General features: G+C 41.6%; 12 protein-coding genes. 4 read left to right on the top strand and 8 right to left on the bottom strand.

What is annotated here, in order from left to right; genetic code table 11:
• Positions 1–5: 5 nt before the first annotated feature.
• From JWR61_RS16415 to JWR61_RS16400, 4 genes are all read right to left on the bottom strand, one after another.
• The gene (locus tag JWR61_RS16415; protein WP_301928834.1) at positions 6–272 is read right to left on the bottom strand and encodes a hypothetical protein; all 267 of its coding nucleotides are present in this window, start codon (positions 270–272) and stop codon (positions 6–8) included.
• A 123-nt stretch (positions 273–395) separates the two neighbouring features.
• On the bottom strand, positions 396–929 hold the full coding sequence (locus JWR61_RS16410) for a DUF2911 domain-containing protein (RefSeq protein ID WP_290335570.1): 534 nt from the start codon (positions 927–929) through the stop codon (positions 396–398).
• Between the two features lie 54 nt (positions 930–983).
• Positions 984–1,364, bottom strand: a complete 381-nt coding sequence (locus JWR61_RS16405; RefSeq protein WP_301928833.1) for a PleD family two-component system response regulator — start codon at positions 1,362–1,364, stop codon at positions 984–986.
• Positions 1,365–1,366: 2 nt separating this feature from the next.
• Positions 1,367–4,549 carry a PAS domain S-box protein gene (locus tag JWR61_RS16400; protein ID WP_301928832.1) on the bottom strand — a complete coding sequence of 1,061 codons (3,183 nt, stop codon included), beginning with the start codon at positions 4,547–4,549 and terminating at the stop codon, positions 1,367–1,369.
• Positions 4,550–4,794: 245 nt separating this feature from the next.
• Here JWR61_RS16400 and JWR61_RS16395 point away from each other — a divergent pair, with 245 nt between their 5' ends.
• Positions 4,795–13,524 carry a glucoamylase family protein gene (locus tag JWR61_RS16395; RefSeq protein ID WP_301928831.1) on the top strand — a complete coding sequence of 2,910 codons (8,730 nt, stop codon included), beginning with the start codon at positions 4,795–4,797 and terminating at the stop codon, positions 13,522–13,524.
• A gap of 46 nt (positions 13,525–13,570) precedes the next feature.
• Here the strand turns inward: JWR61_RS16395 and JWR61_RS16390 are convergent, their stop codons facing one another.
• The 3 genes from JWR61_RS16390 to JWR61_RS16380 form a co-directional block, all read right to left on the bottom strand.
• A complete protein-coding gene (locus tag JWR61_RS16390) occupies positions 13,571–13,957 on the bottom strand; it encodes a hypothetical protein (RefSeq protein ID WP_301928830.1) in 387 nt (128 codons plus the stop codon).
• A 180-nt stretch (positions 13,958–14,137) separates the two neighbouring features.
• Positions 14,138–14,512 (bottom strand): hypothetical protein, encoded by a 375-nt coding sequence (locus JWR61_RS16385; RefSeq protein WP_301928829.1) that lies wholly within the window; start codon positions 14,510–14,512, stop codon positions 14,138–14,140.
• A gap of 91 nt (positions 14,513–14,603) precedes the next feature.
• Positions 14,604–16,028 (bottom strand): sigma-54 dependent transcriptional regulator, encoded by a 1,425-nt coding sequence (locus tag JWR61_RS16380; RefSeq protein ID WP_301928828.1) that lies wholly within the window; start codon positions 16,026–16,028, stop codon positions 14,604–14,606.
• A 214-nt stretch (positions 16,029–16,242) separates the two neighbouring features.
• On the opposite strand from JWR61_RS16380, the gene JWR61_RS16375 reads away from it, so the two are divergent.
• Positions 16,243–16,620 carry a response regulator gene (locus JWR61_RS16375; RefSeq protein WP_301928827.1) on the top strand — a complete coding sequence of 126 codons (378 nt, stop codon included), beginning with the start codon at positions 16,243–16,245 and terminating at the stop codon, positions 16,618–16,620.
• Between the two features lie 148 nt (positions 16,621–16,768).
• Here the strand turns inward: JWR61_RS16375 and JWR61_RS16370 are convergent, their stop codons facing one another.
• A complete protein-coding gene (locus JWR61_RS16370; protein WP_290335562.1) occupies positions 16,769–16,945 on the bottom strand; it encodes a hypothetical protein in 177 nt (58 codons plus the stop codon).
• Positions 16,946–17,338: 393 nt separating this feature from the next.
• On the opposite strand from JWR61_RS16370, the gene JWR61_RS16365 reads away from it, so the two are divergent.
• Together JWR61_RS16365 and JWR61_RS16360 are read left to right on the top strand one after the other, a co-directional pair.
• The gene (locus JWR61_RS16365; protein WP_290335561.1) at positions 17,339–17,617 is read left to right on the top strand and encodes a YtxH domain-containing protein; all 279 of its coding nucleotides are present in this window, start codon (positions 17,339–17,341) and stop codon (positions 17,615–17,617) included.
• Between the two features lie 117 nt (positions 17,618–17,734).
• A complete protein-coding gene (locus JWR61_RS16360; protein WP_301928826.1) occupies positions 17,735–18,124 on the top strand; it encodes a hypothetical protein in 390 nt (129 codons plus the stop codon).
• Positions 18,125–18,160 lie beyond the last annotated feature (36 nt).

Here is an 18,160-nt window from a genome sequence, read left to right as displayed (position 1 = left end):
CATTGTTAATCATCTTCCATATTTTCTGTAGCGCCAAAAGCACCGCCAGATCCATCGGATTCCTGCTCATCTTTTTCCGTTGAATCTTTATTAACTTTTTCTCCGTCTGTGATGTTTACGGCAGCTACTTTTTTCTCCTCTTTGGTAGATGGATTGATCATTTTTTCGGTTGCGGCGCCATGTGGAAAACCTTTAAAATCCTGGTCGATTTTATTATCCGGATTATTAGCAACTTCTTCGTGCTCCGTTATGGGGTTTGGTTCTTTGTTCATACAATGTTTTTTAATGAATAAGAGAATGCCATGCCAAACTCCTGTGTAGCATAGGTGCATAAAAAAACGTGCAAACCATGTTGCACGTTGTAAAACTTATTTTTAATTTTTTCAGATAAAAAATTACTCCACCTTGAAAGTTACCTGGTGGTCGCCCCAAAGCAATGTAACTAATCCGTCTTTACCAATTGTAAAAGTCATTTTTTCCGCAAAGGCCGCAGCTTTTGTAGCAGTTGCCTTTACTCGCAAAGCATCGTCTGCCATTTTATAATCGAAGGCACCCCATTGCTTCCATGTTTTATTAAAAATGATCGTCCATTCTCCGCTTCCGGCAATACTGAATAGTCCGTATTTGCCTGCTGGCAAAGCTTGTCCATTTACCTTCACTGCTTTACTTGTCTCAAATACGGTGGCTTCATTGGCTCCCGTGCGCCAAACCGCGTCGCCCTTTGGTTCAAGGTCTTTACCAATGGTACGGCCTTTTACAGAAGGCTGGCTATAATCTATACTAATTACTGCCCCTGACGCAAGTGTTTGTGTAACCTTTGCTGGTGGACTGGGTCTTTTACTTTTATCTTCTTTTTTATCCTGCGCAGATAAAGCGTTTGTTGCAAGCAGCAAACCTGCCATTGAAAGAATCGTGAATACTTTTTTCATAACCTTTTTATTTTTTACATGAATGAATACTACAAAGATGTGCCAATTAAACCATTAAGTATTTACCGCTGATAAAGCGGAACTTACGGTTTGAAATAAATCTTTCATTTCAAAGGGTTTACCCAGGAAATAATCAGCACCCGATTCGATGCAACTGGCAGCTGCATCCGGCAGGGCCGAGATCATTATAACGGGCACGTGAGATATTTGTTTGTTGATTTTAAAATTTTTACACACTTCCCGGCCATCAGCTCCAGACAGGAGCATGTCCATCAGTACCAGGTCGGGTTTAATCGTTTCTATAAAAATTTCAATGTTTTCGGGACTGTCTTTTGCAGTTATTTTATATCCCTTCATTTCCAACATGGCTTTTATCATAAACAGAATGTCTGCATTATCATCTATTACCAAAATGTGATACTGTTCGTTTTGCATTGTTAATTAATGGTTTTATTATTTAGAGTCAAAGGAAGCGAAAAATAAAAAACGGACCCTTTACCGGGCTCACTCTCGACGCCAATTTCCCCCTGGTGGCGTTGAATAATCTCAGCAGCAATAAACAATCCAATTCCAAATCCCGGAAACGTTTTCTCGTCCTTTCCTGCTACCCGGTAAAAGCGTTGAAATATTTTTTGTTGGTCTGTTTTGCTGATGCCGATGCCTGAATCTGCAACAGAAACCCTTAATTCAGTGGCTGTTATTTTTGTACTTACCCTTATGTCTTTACAAGTGGGTGAATATTTGGTGGCATTAGTTAAAAAGTTAATCAACACCTGGCCAATGCGGCCCCTGTCGGCATAAACGCCCGTATTTTTTTCCGGACTGAAATGAATTACGCAACCTGGTTCAATAACCTGTATCTCTTTTACAATTTCGGCGATAAGCTCATTTAAACAAAAGTGCTCCATATTCAACTGCAGGGTTCCGGATTTAATCTTTGATAAATCCAGCAAATCTACAATCAGCGTGGTTAGGGTTAAAATTTGCTTATTGACTGTTTTCAATGAATTATTTAGAAACTCATCATTTTTGTCCTTGTACATGCTCATTAAAATCTGTACATATCCCTTAATAGATGTAATGGGAGTTTTCAGTTCGTGACTGGCCATGCTGATAAAAAAATCTTTTTGGCGTTCACTTTCTTTTATCTCATGAATATCAGTACTGGTACCTACCCATATCTGTATGTTACCATTGCTGTCTTTTTGCGGAAGCGCCCGGCTTAACTGCCACCTAAACGTGCCGTCGTATTTTTTAAACCGGTGTTCAAAAATAAAATCTTCTCCGGTAGCGATTGAGTGCTGCCATCTCCGGATATTTTCAGCCCGGTCGTCGGGATGGATCATTTGCAACCAGCCGTCGGTTTGCAATTCTTCAAAAATCATTCCTGAAAATTCGTACACCGCCTGGTTAAAATAATTCAGGTTTCCTTCAGTATCCCCCGTCCAGATGAGCTGTGCCATGGAATTGGCCAACAGGCGAAACCTTTCTTCACTGGCTACAATTTTTGTTTCAATTTGCTTTTGTTTAGTGATATCCCGGGCAATTTTTGAGGCGCCGATAATATTGCCATGCGGATCTCTTATAGGAGAAATGGTTAAAGAAATATCAATCGGCGTGTTATCTTTTTTTATCCGCCTCGTTTCAAGCGAGTACACTCCTAATCCCTGCCCGATTTTTTTTAATATCTCTGCTTCTTCATCCAGGTAATCCGGGGGTATGATTGTATTGAGTGACTGGCCAATCATTTCAGCGGCATTGTAACCAAACATTTTTTCAGCGGCTTGATTCCAACTCGTGATCGTGCCATCCAGTTTTTTACTAATAATGGCGTCTGCAGAAGATTGCACCACAGCAGCCAGTCTTGCTACTTCTTCCTGGTTCGCTTTTTCTTCCGTAAAATTTAACAGCGTGCCAATCATTCGCTGCGGCTTTCCATCTTCTGTATAAAATACCTTCCCTTTGGTTCTTATCCAGTGAACAGTTTTGTCGGGCCAAATTATCCGGGCTTCGTAATTGTAGATGCTGGTTTTTATTGCCTCATCAAAAGCTGGTTGTACTACAGTATACAAATCATCTGGATGAAGCTGGCTGCGCATTTGGCTGTGTAATAATATCGTAGATGCCGGGTGCCCAAATATTTCGGCAAGCCTGGGGGAATGCACAATTTCCCCTGTTTGCAGGTTAAGGTCCCAGGTAGCAAGCTTTGTACCATCTGTAGCCAGCCGCAGCCGATCTTCTTCCTCTTCCAGCTTTTTCCGGGTTTCTACCTTTTCAGTTACATCGTTTAGAGTAACCATTACACCCGATACGGTGTTGTCCGACTCGAACAACGGCGCATATTCATAGTCCAGGTAAAACTTTTTTGTTCCTTCGTTCCAGTTTAGCCAGGCCGCGGCCTCATTTTCCCTATGGGTGATTCCATTCTCAAAAACACTCCTAAGCAAAGCTGGAAATTTCTGATCTTTCAGTTCAGGAAAAACATCCAGTAGTCGTTTGCCTACTACGTCTTCTTCTTTTTTGCGCCAGAAGTTTTCGTACATAGCTGTATTGGCAATCTCAATAATAAAATCCGGACCACGAAAAATTGACACTGCAATGGGCGATTGCATGACCAGCTTCCTAAAGTGCTGCTCGCTTTCACGCAGTTTATATTTTGCTGTAACCAGCGATGTTACTTCTGTAGCCACTACAATAATGCCTGATATGGTACCATCTGGTTCTTTAAGTGGTTCAAAAATGGCGTTAAAATAAGCGTCATCTATTCCCCCTAACCTATTGATGGGAACTGAGTATTCCAGGAGGCTCGCTGATATACCGGTGGTTAAAACATCCGTCATCAGTGAACTTACCGCTTGTCTTACCTCTGGTAATACTTCAAATAACGGCTTCCCTATCAGTTCATTTTCTGCCTTGCCTACCACCTGCAGATACAGCGAATTAGCCGTTTCAATAATAAATAAAGGACCGCGAAAAACCGCAATGGCTACCGGCGCCTGCATAACAGTATTGCGGAATTTCTTTTCGCTTTCATTAAACAGGTTAACAAAATCCAGTTGAGCCTGCTTTTCTTTATCTACCAGTCTTTTATCCAATAGCCCTGGTTGAATACCTTTTATTTTTTGGGTAGTTTCGGTACACATAACCAGTACCCCGCCCGGCTTTCCTGTTTCATCCGTTACCGGACTGTAACTGAATGTCCAGTAAACATCCTCCATATGGCCGTTACGAAAAATGGGTATCAGCTGGTCTTCCCGCCAAACCACAGAGCCGGTTTGCAATACTTCATCAATCAGGGGTTTTATAATAGTCCATATTTCACTCCAGGCTGTTGCGGCATCCATTCCAAGTATACCGGGATGTTTACCATCAACACCTAAAAAAAGACGGTAGGCATCATTGTAAAAGCAGGTGAGCTCTGATCCCCAAAATAAAAACATTGGAAATTTTGAGTTTAAAACTATACCAAGTGTAGTACGTAGACTTTGTGGCCAATACGCCGGATCACCCAATGGCGTATCCTTCCAGTCTTTCAACCGGATTAAATTGGCCATTTCACCGTTACCGGAAAGAAAAGGGTGCTCTGTTTGGACAGATGCTGAATTGTTTAATTCCGGCATTTTCTATAGAATGTAAAAAATAAAAGTACTGCGGACATTTACTAATAAAAAAAGCAAATATCGCAATGCAGGTTGCATTTAACTAAAATATTAAATTCAACCCGGCCTGCATTTATTTGATGAAACAAATTATGTGCTGATTTTATCGCAATTACGAGGCATGATATTAGCAGCCGGTATTTTACAACTTGAAACACCTGTGTTCCCTGGCAGGTATATGTAAAATAAAATCCCTGTTTATAAAGATGAGTAATCAAAGAAAAAATCCGACAACTGATCTCTTTGAAATGTTGCCCCAGGCTATCGCCGCATTGAGAAAAAATATAATAGAACCCATTTTTGGAGACGGCCGGTACGATAAATATGCAAATGAGCGCCCCCCCCTCAGGTCGGAATTGTTTACTGAACAGCAACTGGAACAGCATGCCAGCGCACTTTCCAAAAAACACCAGCTAATTACAAGCCACCCATCCGAACAATTATTAAAACGACTGGCGGAGAACGAAAATATTTTGCTGGAAGTGCACGCCGCTTTAACTGAAGCGATTAAAACAAATACAAGAATAGTACCTGCGGGTGAATGGCTGCTGGATAATTTTTACCTGATCGAAGAACAAATTTATACCGGAAAAAAACATTTACCCAAAGGATACAGCAAGGGATTACCCCAACTTTTAAAGGGCGAATCGGCGGGTTTACCCCGCGTGTATGATATAGCTGTAGAAATTATTTCCCACAGTGATGGCCATGTTGACTTAAACAGCCTCGTTGGTTTTGTAAATGCCTATCAAACCAATACTTATTTAAAGCTGGGCGAATTATGGGCCATTCCGATTATGCTTCGGCTGGCGCTGATTGAAAATCTGCGTCGCCTTTCAATACAAATAGCAAGTGACATCATTGACAAAGCCCTGGCTAATAAATGGGCGGACAATATGATCGAAGCTGCTGAAAATGACCCTAAAACCCTGGTGCTGGTAATTGCCGATATGGCCAGGAGTGAGCCTCCGATGGACAGCGCATTTGTGGCAGAACTAACCAGGCGCCTGCAGGAAAAAGGCAATGCCCTTTCTTTACCGCTGAACTGGATAGAACAACGGTTGTCTGAAGATAGCCTTAGCAGCAATGAACTAATACACCAGGAAAACCAGAAACAAGCTGCTGACCAGGTGTCCATCAGCAATAGCATCAGCAGCCTTCGCTTTTTAAGTACTACTGACTGGCGGGAATTTGTTGAAAACACCAGCGTTGTAGAGCAGGTTTTGCGGCAGGATATCAACGGAGTATATCAACAAATGGATTTTTTTACCCGGGACAGTTACCGCCACGTGGTAGAAAAAATTGCTAAAAACAGCGACCTAACGGAAAAAAAGGTTGCAGAATTGGCCATAGAACTGGCCCAAAAAAATGCAGCAAAAACCAATGAGCCAAGGCTGATACATGCCGGTTATTTTTTTACCGGCGACGGACGGGCGGAATTGATGCAGCTCGCTAAAATGCGCTCGTCCACCATTGATCATTGCAAAAAAATATTTAATAAAATTCCCCTGTTCGTTTATGCCGGCGGCATTGTATTAATGTCGGCGCTTGTTTCCTGGTACCTCGTGTATATCATGTACAAAGAAGGCTTGGTAAGATGGCAGTTGGCCATTGCAGCGATTTTAATTATGCTGGCCACAAGTCGTTTGTCAGTAGCCATCATTAACTGGGTGGCAAATATGATTGCAAGGCCATATTTATTGCCACGGATGGATTTTTCGAAGGGCATTCCGCAACAGCAGCGTAGCATGGTAGTGGTACCCACCATCCTTAGTTCGGTGAATGCCATCAGTGATTTGATAGAAGGATTGGAAGTACGCTTCCTGGCTAACCGGGATGAACACCTGCAGTATGCATTGCTGACAGATTTTAAAGATGCTGCTACCGAAAGTTTACCCGAAGATGAGCTGCTGGCAGATACTGCACGGAATAAAATCATTGAATTAAACAGAAAATATGACCGGCCGGGCAATGATACATTTTTCCTTTTTCACCGCAGCAGAAAATACAATGCAAAGGACAAAATCTGGATGGGCTTTGAAAGGAAAAGAGGAAAATTATCAGAATTAAACGCCTTGATATTGGGGAGGGATCAAAATTTCTTTTCAATTATTGTTGGTGATGAAATGGTGTACCGGCAGGTAAAATACATCATTACACTCGATACCGATACCGAATTGCCAAGGGATGCAGCCTGGAAAATGGTCGCAACCATGTCTCATCCTTTGAATACCGCCGTGTATTCTCAAAAGAAAAAAAGAGTCGTTAACGGCTACACTATTTTGCAACCCAGGGTTAGTAATAGTTTACCTCAAAGCAACAGTTCAATCTATACAAAAATACACGGCAACGAACCCGGTACCGACCCCTACACAAGAGCTATATCAGATGTTTACCAGGATCTTTTTCAGGAAGGATCATTCATCGGCAAAGGCATTTATGATGTGGCCGCATTTGAGCAAGTACTGCACAATGTATTGCCTGATAATTCTATCCTGAGTCATGATTTGCTGGAAGGTTGTTATTCCCGCTCCGGGCTCATAACGGATATTCAATTGTACGAAGATTACCCGGCACGTTACTTTACAGATATGCAGCGCAGGCACCGCTGGATAAGAGGAGACTGGCAGATTGCCAACTGGATTTTGCCCTTTGTACCAGGCCCGAATAAAAAAATCGTAAAAAATCCGTTGTCACTGCTTTCCAAATGGAAAATTTTTGACAACATACGCCGCAGTTTGGTGCCACAGGCATTACTACTGCTGCTTTTATACGGGTGGGTATTGTCGCCTGCTCCCCTGTTTTGGACGGTTGCTGTTTCACTTATAGTTGTACTGCCTTCTGTCATCAGTTTTTGCTGGTCATTATTTTCAAAACCTGCCGATGTTATTTTTTCGCAGCATTTTATATTTTCCTTCCGTTCGGCCAGCGATCAGTTTTACCAATACGTAATTGAGCTTTTTTGTTTACCGTACGAAGCATTTTCAAATACAGATGCCATCCTGCGTACTTTATGGCGCATGTTTATCAGCCATAAAGATTTATTGCAGTGGAATCCCTATCACAGCACACTCAACAATCAAAAAACCCTGCTATCTGCTTACGCAAAAATGTGGTTTGGCCCCTTCCTGGCCGTTGCGCTGGTTGTTTATTTATCGGTATATGTGCCGGGATCACTGATTTTTGCAGTGCCCTTTGTTCTTATCTGGATATCAGGCCCGTTTGCAGCCTGGTTTATAAGCAGGGAGGTAACAGAGAAAAAAGAAATTGTTTCTGCCGACCAAACCATTTTTTTACGCCTTCTGGGCAGAAAAATCTGGAACTTTTTTGAAACCTTTGTTTCAGAAAAAGACAACTGGCTACCACCGGATAACTACCAGGAAGATCCGGTAAAAAGAATTGCCCACCGCACGTCGCCAACCAATGTCGGGCTTAGTTTGCTATCTATCTTAACCGCCCACGATTTTGGCTACATTGGTATTGAGGAAGTGATAACCCGCACTACCAATACACTTGGAACAATGCAGCAAATGGAAAGGTTCCGCGGCCATTTTTATAACTGGTACGATACGGAGAGCCTCTGGCCTTTGTCCCCCCGCTATATATCTACTGTTGATAGTGGTAACCTTACCGGTCACCTGATTACCATGCAGCAAGGCCTGATGATGCTGGCAGATAAAAAAATATTTACGCCCCGCACATATGAAGGCATATTGGATGCATTGGGAGTACTGCTTGAAAAAACTGACAATGCAGAACCAATAAAAAATCTGTATGAAAAAATAGAGCTGGAATATGAAGATAAATGTGATTCCATAGCAGATGCCAAAGATTACCTTGACCAAACAGAAACGGCGTTTACAAAAATTATTATTGAGCTTGATTTTGAGCCAGACAATGAAGATGACGAGTGGGCACAGAAAGTGATGGCGCAGATAACAAATGCAAAAAGGGAATTGCATTCTTTTGTTCCCTGGCTGTTAATACCGGCAGTGCCTGAAAAATTCAGCTACCTGCTGGAAGACCTCCCGGCAATCCCTACCGTTAGGGAATTATCTAAAGTTGAACAGCATTTACTACAAACCATTTTTGCAGCCTATACGACCGGTAACACACCGGAAGAAAATGAATGGCTTACCAGTTTCAGGCAGTATGTTACAGAAGCTGGCCGGCGGGCAAAGGAAATTTTATTAACCCTTGACAGGCTGGCCATGAAGTGCATGACCCTGTCTGTTGTGGAATACGATTTCCTGTACGACAGGTCGCAACACCTGCTGACAATCGGCTACAATGTAGATGAACACCGGAGAGACAACAGCTACTATGACCTGCTGGCTTCGGAAGCAAGGTTAACTACTTTTATAGCCATCGCACAGGGTAAGTTACCGCAGGAAAGCTGGTTTTCTTTAGGTCGCCAGCTTACCAACCTGGGTACCAGCCCAATTCTTTTATCCTGGAGCGGATCAATGTTTGAATACCTGATGCCCCTGCTTGTAATGCCTACTTATGAAAATACCTTACTCGATCAAACCTATAAAGCGGTTATACAAAAACAAATTGATTACGGTAAAAAAAGAGGTGTACCATGGGGAATTTCAGAAAGTGGTTACAATATGGTGGATGCGCATTTGAACTACCAGTACCGGGCTTTCGGCGTGCCAGGCCTTGGCTTTAAACGCGGACTGGCAGAAGACCTCGTTATTTCGCCCTATTCCACTATTATGAGTTTAATGGTAGCTCCCCAGGACTCCTGTGATAACCTGCAGGTATTAAAAGCAGCGGGCTTCGAGGGGCAATATGGTTATTATGAAGCCATTGATTATACTGCTTCCAGGTTATTAAGGCGGCAAACTAATTCTATAGTAAAATCTTTTATGGCACATCACCAGGGCATGAGTTTTTTATCACTGGCGTATGTGTTATTTGACAAACCAATGCAACGGCGTTTTGAAAACGATGTTCAGGTAAAAGCTACCTTGCTGTTGCTTCAGGAAAGAATACCAAGAATTACTACCTTCTATTCACCAAGTGTACACGTTGGAGATACAGCTGTCAACCCATCTGCAGATACTACCATGCGGGTGATTAATACACCGCACACGCCCATTCCGGAAGTGCAGTTGTTATCTAATGGCCGTTATAATGTAATGGTAACCAATGCCGGCGGTGGCTATAGCCGCTGGAAAAACATAGCGCTTACCCGCTGGCGTGAAGACTGCACTGCGGATAACTGGGGTACTTTCTGCTACATCCGCGACCTGGAAAGCGATACTTTCTGGTCTTCTTCTTTTCAACCTTCACTGCAGGAAGGCGATAATTATGAAGCCGTATTTTCACAGGGAAGGGCAGAATTCCGCCGCCGTGATTTCTCCCTGGAAACGCACACAGAAATTGTGGTATCGCCGGAAGATGACATTGAACTTCGCCGGTTGCACATTACCAACAGGTCCCGCAAAAGAAGAATACTGGAAATAACCAGTTATGCGGAAGTAGTGCTGACATCGGCCGCGGCAGATGAAGCTCATCCTGCATTTAGTAACCTGTTTGTTCAAACAGAAATTAACCAGGCACGCAATGCCATACTATGTACAAGAAGAGCCAGGTCTTTAGATGAGCAGCCACCCTGGATGTTTCACCTGATGAAAGTGCATGATGCCCCTATTGAAAATATTGCGTATGAAACAGACCGGGACCAGTTCATCGGCCGGGGCAATACCATTAATGCACCTAAAGCACTAAAGCAAAAAGCTGGCTTATCCAATAGCAGCGGCTCTGTGCTGGACCCTGTTATTTCTATCCAGTACCGTATTGTAATTGAACCGCAGGAAACTGCCATTGTAGATATGATTTTTGGCGTTGCCGAAACAAAAGAAATGTGCGATATACTGATTGATAAATACCAGGACAGGCATTTAACCAACAGGGTACTTGAACTTGTTTGGACGCATAGCCAGGTAATTTTACGACAGATCAATGCTTCGGAAGCGGATGCACAATTGTTCAGTAAACTGGCCAGTTCTGTTATTTTCTCAAATCCTTCTTTACGCACAGACCCTTCCATCATCATAAAAAACCAGCGTGGCCAATCGGGTTTGTGGGGTTACTCTATTTCCGGAGATATTCCGATTGTACTGCTGCAGATTGAAGACGCTGCTAATATCGGCCTTGTAAAACAAATGGTACAGGCGCATACCTACTGGCGCTTAAAAGGGCTGATGGTAGACCTGGTGATATGGAATGAGGATCATGGAGGTTACAGGCAAGTATTGCACAACGATATTCAGAGTCTTGTTGCGCCGGGGCATGCCGGCGATTCCCGGGAACAACCAGGTGGCATTTTTATCCGTTCGGCAGATCAGATAGCCAATGAAGACCGGATTCTTTTTCAAACGGTTGCCCATATTGTCATTTCGGATACACTCGGCACCCTGGAAGAACAAATGAACAGGCGCAATAAATTAAAAACAAGCATCCCTTATTTTAGTCCCAGCAAATTTCACGCATCTCTTTATACGGCTGTTAAACCTGCCACCAACCTGCAGTTTTATAATGGTACCGGAGGGTTTTCTGCAGATGGCAAAGAATATGTGATCACAACAACACCGTCAAAATCAACGCCGGCCCCCTGGGTAAATATCCTGGCCAACCCCGATTTTGGTACGGTGATATCAGAAAGCGGACAATCGTATACCTGGACCGAAAATGCACATGAATTAAGGCTCACACCCTGGAACAATGATCCCATCGGTGATTTAAAGGGCGAAGCCTTTTACCTGCGGGATGAAGAAAGCGGCAAATTCTGGTCGCCGTCACCCCTGCCTGTCCGCGGCCAATCACCCTATATCACCAGACATGGTTTTGGCTACAGCATATTCGAACACAGCGAGGATGGAATAGAAAGCAACATGTGTGTATATGTGGATGTTGATTCACCCGTTAAGTTTGTAGTAATTAAAGTACGCAATGGCTCTACCCGGGCACGCCGCATTTCTGCAACGGGTTATGTTGAATGGGTGCTTGGTGACCTTCGTGCAAAAACCCTGATGCATACGATTACTGAAATAGATGCGCAGAGCGGAGCTATACTAGCCAGGAATGCATACAACACTGAGTTTGGAAGCAGAGTTGCTTTTTTTGATGTAGATGACATCAATAAAACGCACACTACTGACCGGTACGAATTTATCGGCCGCAATGGAACGCTGCAAAATCCGGATGCACTAAACAGGGCAAAGCTGTCCGGCAAAACGGGTGCAGCGCTGGATCCATGTGCGGCAATACAAGTAGTTTTTGACCTGGCAGAAGACCAGGAAAGAGAAATTATTTTCAGGCTGGGTACTGGTAAATCGCTGGAGGATGCTACCAATATCATCCGCAATTTTGAAGGCGCTCCCGCTGCCCGCCATGCCCTGGAACGGGTACACAAGTACTGGCAAACCACCCTGGGCACTTTACAAATTGAAACGCCTGACAGGGCGGTAAATATTTTAGCCAACGGTTGGCTGAATTATCAAACACTCGCCTGCCGTATATGGGCAAGAAGTGGCTTCTATCAATCCGGTGGCGCTTTCGGTTTCCGCGATCAGTTACAGGATACCCTATCGCTGATATATGCCAAACCGGAAATTTTACGGGCACAATTATTACTATGTGCATCCCGTCAATTTAAAGAAGGAGATGTACAGCACTGGTGGCATCCGCCGGTTGGCCGTGGTGTTCGTACTACCTGTTCGGATGATTATTTATGGCTGCCTTATGCTGCTGCCAGGTATGTTACCGCAACAGGCGATACGGCCATTTTGGATGAACCTGTTAATTACCTGGAAGGACGCCTGCTAAATGAAGGGGAAGAATCTTATTTTGACTTGCCTATTAAATCAGACATTACTGCGACCCTTTACCAGCACTGCGTACAAGCTATCGAACATGGGCTGATTTTTGGCGTACACGGCCTGCCACTAATGGGTACCGGCGACTGGAATGATGGTATGGATAAAGTAGGTAATCATGGAAAAGGTGAAAGTGTATGGCTGGCATTTTTTCTGTATGATATCCTGGTTAATTTTAAAAAGCTGGCATCTATAAAAAATGACCCTGATTTTGTAACCAGGTGCACTCAGGAAGCTGAAAAACTGAAGTTGAATATAGATACCAATGCCTGGGATGGAGACTGGTACCGGCGTGCTTATTTTGATGATGGTACTCCTTTGGGATCGCATGAAAATGAAGAATGCCGTATAGACTCTATTGCGCAAAGTTGGTCTGTACTGTCTGGTGGTGGTGATAAAAAGAAATCTTTATCAGGGATGCAGTTTGCTGATAAATACCTGGTGCAGCAGGAAGACGGGCTGATACAATTGTTTACTCCACCGTTTGACAAATCCTCCATGAACCCGGGTTATATAAAAGGTTATGTACCGGGCGTGCGGGAAAATGGCGGGCAGTATACGCACGCTGCCATATGGCTTGTAATGGCATTTGCCGCGTTGGAAGATAAAAAAAGAACATGGGAATTATTGCAGATGATTAACCCCGTAAACCGCGGCAATACGGCCGATAAAATTGAAGTGTATAAAACTGAACCGTATGTAATTGCTGCCGATGTGTATGCAGAGCCGCTGCACAAAGGCCGGGGCGGCTGGACATGGTATACAGGCTCTGCAGGGTGGATGTACCAGCTGATGATACAGTCGTTCATCGGTTTCAAAAAAGAAGGTGATAAATTCTATATCAATCCGTGCTTTCCCGAAACATGGCAGGCAGTTACGCTAACTTATACCTACAAAGATGTATTACTGGTAATTGAAATTAAATATCAAAAAGTAAATGAAGGACAGGTTAGCAAGTTGATCGTAAATGGCGAGGAGCAACCGGATATGTTCTTTAGTTTGGAAGATATTGTACAACCGGCCAATGAAACTGTTGTATCCGGCTAATATTTTAACTGGCAGGAAATAAATGTTGACTCAACAAGTTCAACATTTATTTCCTGTTATTTAATTGTTCTTCTTTTTCTGCAATATCAATTTTTTCTTTTTTAATGTCCATTCGGATACGGGCATATAAACTCATGTAAATATTGGCAATCCAAACCAAAGAAAAGCCCGCGATTATATACCCTCTCCAGTCTGGAAGTAATAACTTAAAGTTGGTTAATAAAAGCATCGCCGCGGTTACATAATGGCTAAAGCAATACTCACACGTAAAAAGGTAAAAAAACTTTTTCTTCAGCAACGATCCCTCCTTGCTGCATTTTACACAAAATTCCCGGGGCTCCTTAAATATCTCTTCGTGCGTTACTGTCCAGGCAATACAGGCAATGGGCACAGGTAACAGAAAAAGCCATGCAATCTGTAAAGAGAGTGTCATGCTGTATGTTTTATTTTTTCAATAATCCATTTTTATGTCAGACAAAATCTATGGGGCAATCAGTCAACCGATGTTTAAACGCCAATACCCAAACGACCTAAAAAAACAGCATACATAATTTAAGAAATTAAATTCTGCATGCTGTCGTAAAGCTATCAACTTTTTTTACGCCCTGAGCGATTAATGCACGGGTGCTAAATTTTCCGGCTTATCCTCAAAAATAATTTGCTCATCCCTTTCTTCCATTTGAATCTTGCGGATGAAATCATCATAACCATCATCTTCATGATCACTGTATGCGCCATAGGCATCCAGGCTATAACCAATTAATCCATTATCTGCTTCAATTAAGTAAATAATAGAAGAATCTGAAGGATCAGAATCTCCCTCGAACCGATATGTTTTAATGATCTTTAGCTGTTCTGGAGTATAATATTTACCATTGCCCGTGCCGAATCCTTCTGGCGTCATTCTAAACTCGTTATCACGCTTTTTAATACGCAGTTTTTCCAGCACGGCGGAAAGGGTTGTCATTTCACCTGGTGTGATACTCATAATCGAATGTTTTAAATATTAGTAAATTATTTGCATGGGTACGGTGCTAACTTCATACCAGCTTTTAAAATACGGAAAGAAATTTTTCACCTTAATTTTCGTAGTTTTTTATTTTGTTATACAGGGTTTTTCTGTCGACATTTAAAATAATGGCAGCCTTTGTCTTGTTAAAATTTACCTCCTTCAGCACTTTCATAATTGCTTCATATTCTGCTTTGGCCGCAGTGTCTTTAAGATAGACATCTTTTTTAACAGGTGTTAACACTTCAGATCCGTTGGTATTGTTATCCGCAGTTGTATACACGGGGTTATCGTGTTTATATTCTTTATTAGCATATTGTAAAATGATTTCCGCGGGCAATAAATTGGCCGTGATAACTTCTTCATTACAAAGTAATACCGAGCGTCGAATTACATTCCTGCATTCACGCAGATTGCCTGGCCAGGTATAATTTACAAACATGTCAATTACATCATTGGCAAATCCCTTTACTTCCTTATTAAGTTCTGCACATGTATTTTTAAGGAAGAAATTGGCAAACAACGGGATGTCTTCTTTCCGTTGGCGCAATGGGGGTAATTGTATACAGAATTCATTAAAACGGTGATACAAGTCTTCCCTGAATTTGCCTTTCCGGTAAGCATCCTGAAGATTTTCATTGGAAGCTACAATGATTCTTATATCGAGCGAAATTTCTTTGGTGCCTCCCACTCTTTTGAATTTCCTTTCCTGTATCACCCTTAACAACGAAGCCTGAATATCATATGATAAATTGGCTACTTCATCCAAAAACAATGTCCCTTCATTGGCCATTTCAAAGTGCCCCTCCTTATCAGACTGGGCTCCGGTAAACGCACCTTTTACATGTCCGAATAATTCACTTCCTGCCAACTCTTTTGAGAGGGTGCCACAATCCATTGCTACAAAGGGCTTGTTTTTGCGATGGCTTAAATCATGAATTTTTTTGGCTATCACTTCTTTACCGGTGCCACTTTCTCCATACAGAATTATACTGTAATCTGTAGTAGCTACTATTTCTACCTGGCGGTATAACTCTCTTGTACTATCGGCATGGCCGGTTAAAAAAGACTTATCATCGGTTAAGGGACTATTTTTAAGTGGGTGATTCAATTGCTTTTCGGCATTTGTGTTAAACTTATTGACTGCATTTTTAAGAACACTCAGCACCTCGTCTGGTATCAACGGTTTGGTTATATAGTCGTATGCCCCTAACTTAATCACTTCTACTGCAATTTTTATATCGCTGTATCCTGTAATGATGAGTACAATCGCATTAGGATTGTGCGCTCTGATTTCCAGCAATACATCTTTGCCATCTTTATCACCCAACCTGAAATCAGAAATGACAATATCAAAATTAGATTGTTTAAATTTTGTTATACCCTGCACCGCCGAATAAGATACTTCCACTTCATAATTATTTCGAGTTAAGAAGCTGCTTAATAAGGCACACATATCAAGATCGTCATCAATAATTAATATCTTTTTTTTCATACTTTTTTAATTGGTAGTTATCGAAAGTTATTCTAACAGTTGAAAATATCCTGCCACTTTTTTTTTCATTACATGTAATACATCTATAAAGTATATGGGGAGATTTTTCAACGATCTGTGGAGCTACATTTTTAGCATTTTTCTTTATTAACTCGTTTCATCCCACAGCAAGTTGGCTTTATAATTGACACTTGTATAATAAAACTATTTTATTTTGACTACCCTAAACCTTAAACAAATTGATGTACTGATTATAGATGATGAGAAAGATATCTGTTATCTGCTGGGCAACCTGTTGCGAAAAAAGCGGTTACAGTCCGAATACGTTAATTCATTAAAAGATGCAGCAAATATGCTGGAGAAGAATGAGCCTGACATAATTTTTTTGGACAACCATTTACCGGATGGTATGGGCGTAAATTTTATCAGCTATATCAAACGCTTTCATCCTCTTTCCAAAATAATTATGATTACAGCACATGACAACGTTGCTGACAAACAGAAAGCATTTAAAGAGGGTGTAGACTATTTTCTCAGCAAACCATTTTCCAAAGAAACCATCAACGGAATTATGGAAACTTTGGCGCATTGAGTTACCATGCCGGCTGTATTTGTAAACACATACCCAAATAAAAAAAGCAGGCACTAGAGCCTGCTTTCTTTTATTTAACCTAACATTTGCTGCGCCGCATTTACGGCTTCAACTGTTCCGTTGCGGTGGTATTACATTCAACCACCCTTTACTCTTTTCTTCCAAACCTGCTAATGAGGTAAATTATTAAACCTACTACAATAACTACTACCAGTATACCCGTCCACATACCGGCTTTAAATATGTCGCCGATTGCCTGGCAACCAGGTAGTAAAGTTATTGCTACGGCTACCAGCAATAATGTTGAAAGTGTTGTTTTTTTCATCGCGTTGATCAGGTTTAAAGTTTAAAAAATGGTTCTTGAGAACACTATTAGGAAAGATTGATTCTTTTACTGCATTCTGCGTCTTTCAAATGAATTATACATAGCATTATATTACAATCGTGCCGTTAATTTTAACCCTGTTGCCCCGCAAACACAGTGTTGTAAGCGGGTTACATGTTTGTTTCAGCCTTTTCCATGTGCTTTATATTCCTCATTTGTAGAAAAAGATACTCAGGCCTGAGAAAGAACTTTGGATTAGATGCGACCATAGACAGGCTAAAAAGCGTAATAGCACTGATTTAGGTAGTATTAACAATGCTTTTCAACAGTTGGCAGCATTTTGGAAACCCTATAACTGAATAACTTTTTAAAACGATTCTAAAAACAAATACTATGTCAAAAGCAAAATTATTAACAGGTGTATTAGCAGGTGCCGCAGCAGGTGCAATTTTGGGAATATTAATGGCTCCCGATAAGGGATCTGAAACAAGAAAAAAAATTGCAAAGAAAGGCAATGACCTGACTGATTCAGTTAAGGAAGGTGTTAACAAATTTGGAGAAACCGTTTCTGAAAAATATAAGAACATAAAAGGCGATGCCAGGCAAATGATGGATAAGGCAAAGAAAGAAGTAGAAAGCAGCGAAAATTACAACCCTGAAAAAGCTTTTTAAAAAAAGTACATTTGGTGGCCTGGTTATACGATTAGATTAGATTTCATTAATTGAGATGTGGAGAATTGTTTTAACCAGGTCATTTTTTTTAACTCCTTATGAACTGTATGTTTTTCTATGTCTATCATTAACAGACAGCAATTAGCCAATAACATCGAAAATCTGAAGGCAGCTGAACTGGCCGAAAAAGCTGTGTTTATTCACCAGTTGCAAACTATTCAGCAGTCACTAGACCCAGTGTTTTTATTGAAAAGAAAGTTGGAAAACAGGACAGCCCATATCCCGCAGCTTTTCGATAATTTGATTGATCAGTCATTTTATTCCGCTACCGATTTAATGAAAAATAAAATTGGTCTTAACAATGGTTCCTTTGTTGCCAAAACAGCAGGCAAAATAGTACAAGGAAATATTAATCGCTTCTTTGCAAACAACCGGTACAAGTTCAAATCAATCGCACTTGCCATTGCCAAAAATATTTTTAATTTACCCATAAAACAACTGTCATGAAAGAATACAATTATGCAGATGAACTTACAAGAGATA

It is taken from the genome of Ferruginibacter sp. (assembly GCF_028288465.1).
Taxonomy (GTDB): Bacteria; Bacteroidota; Bacteroidia; order Chitinophagales; family Chitinophagaceae; genus Ferruginibacter.
This window is presented reverse-complemented; position numbering and strand designations above follow the sequence as displayed.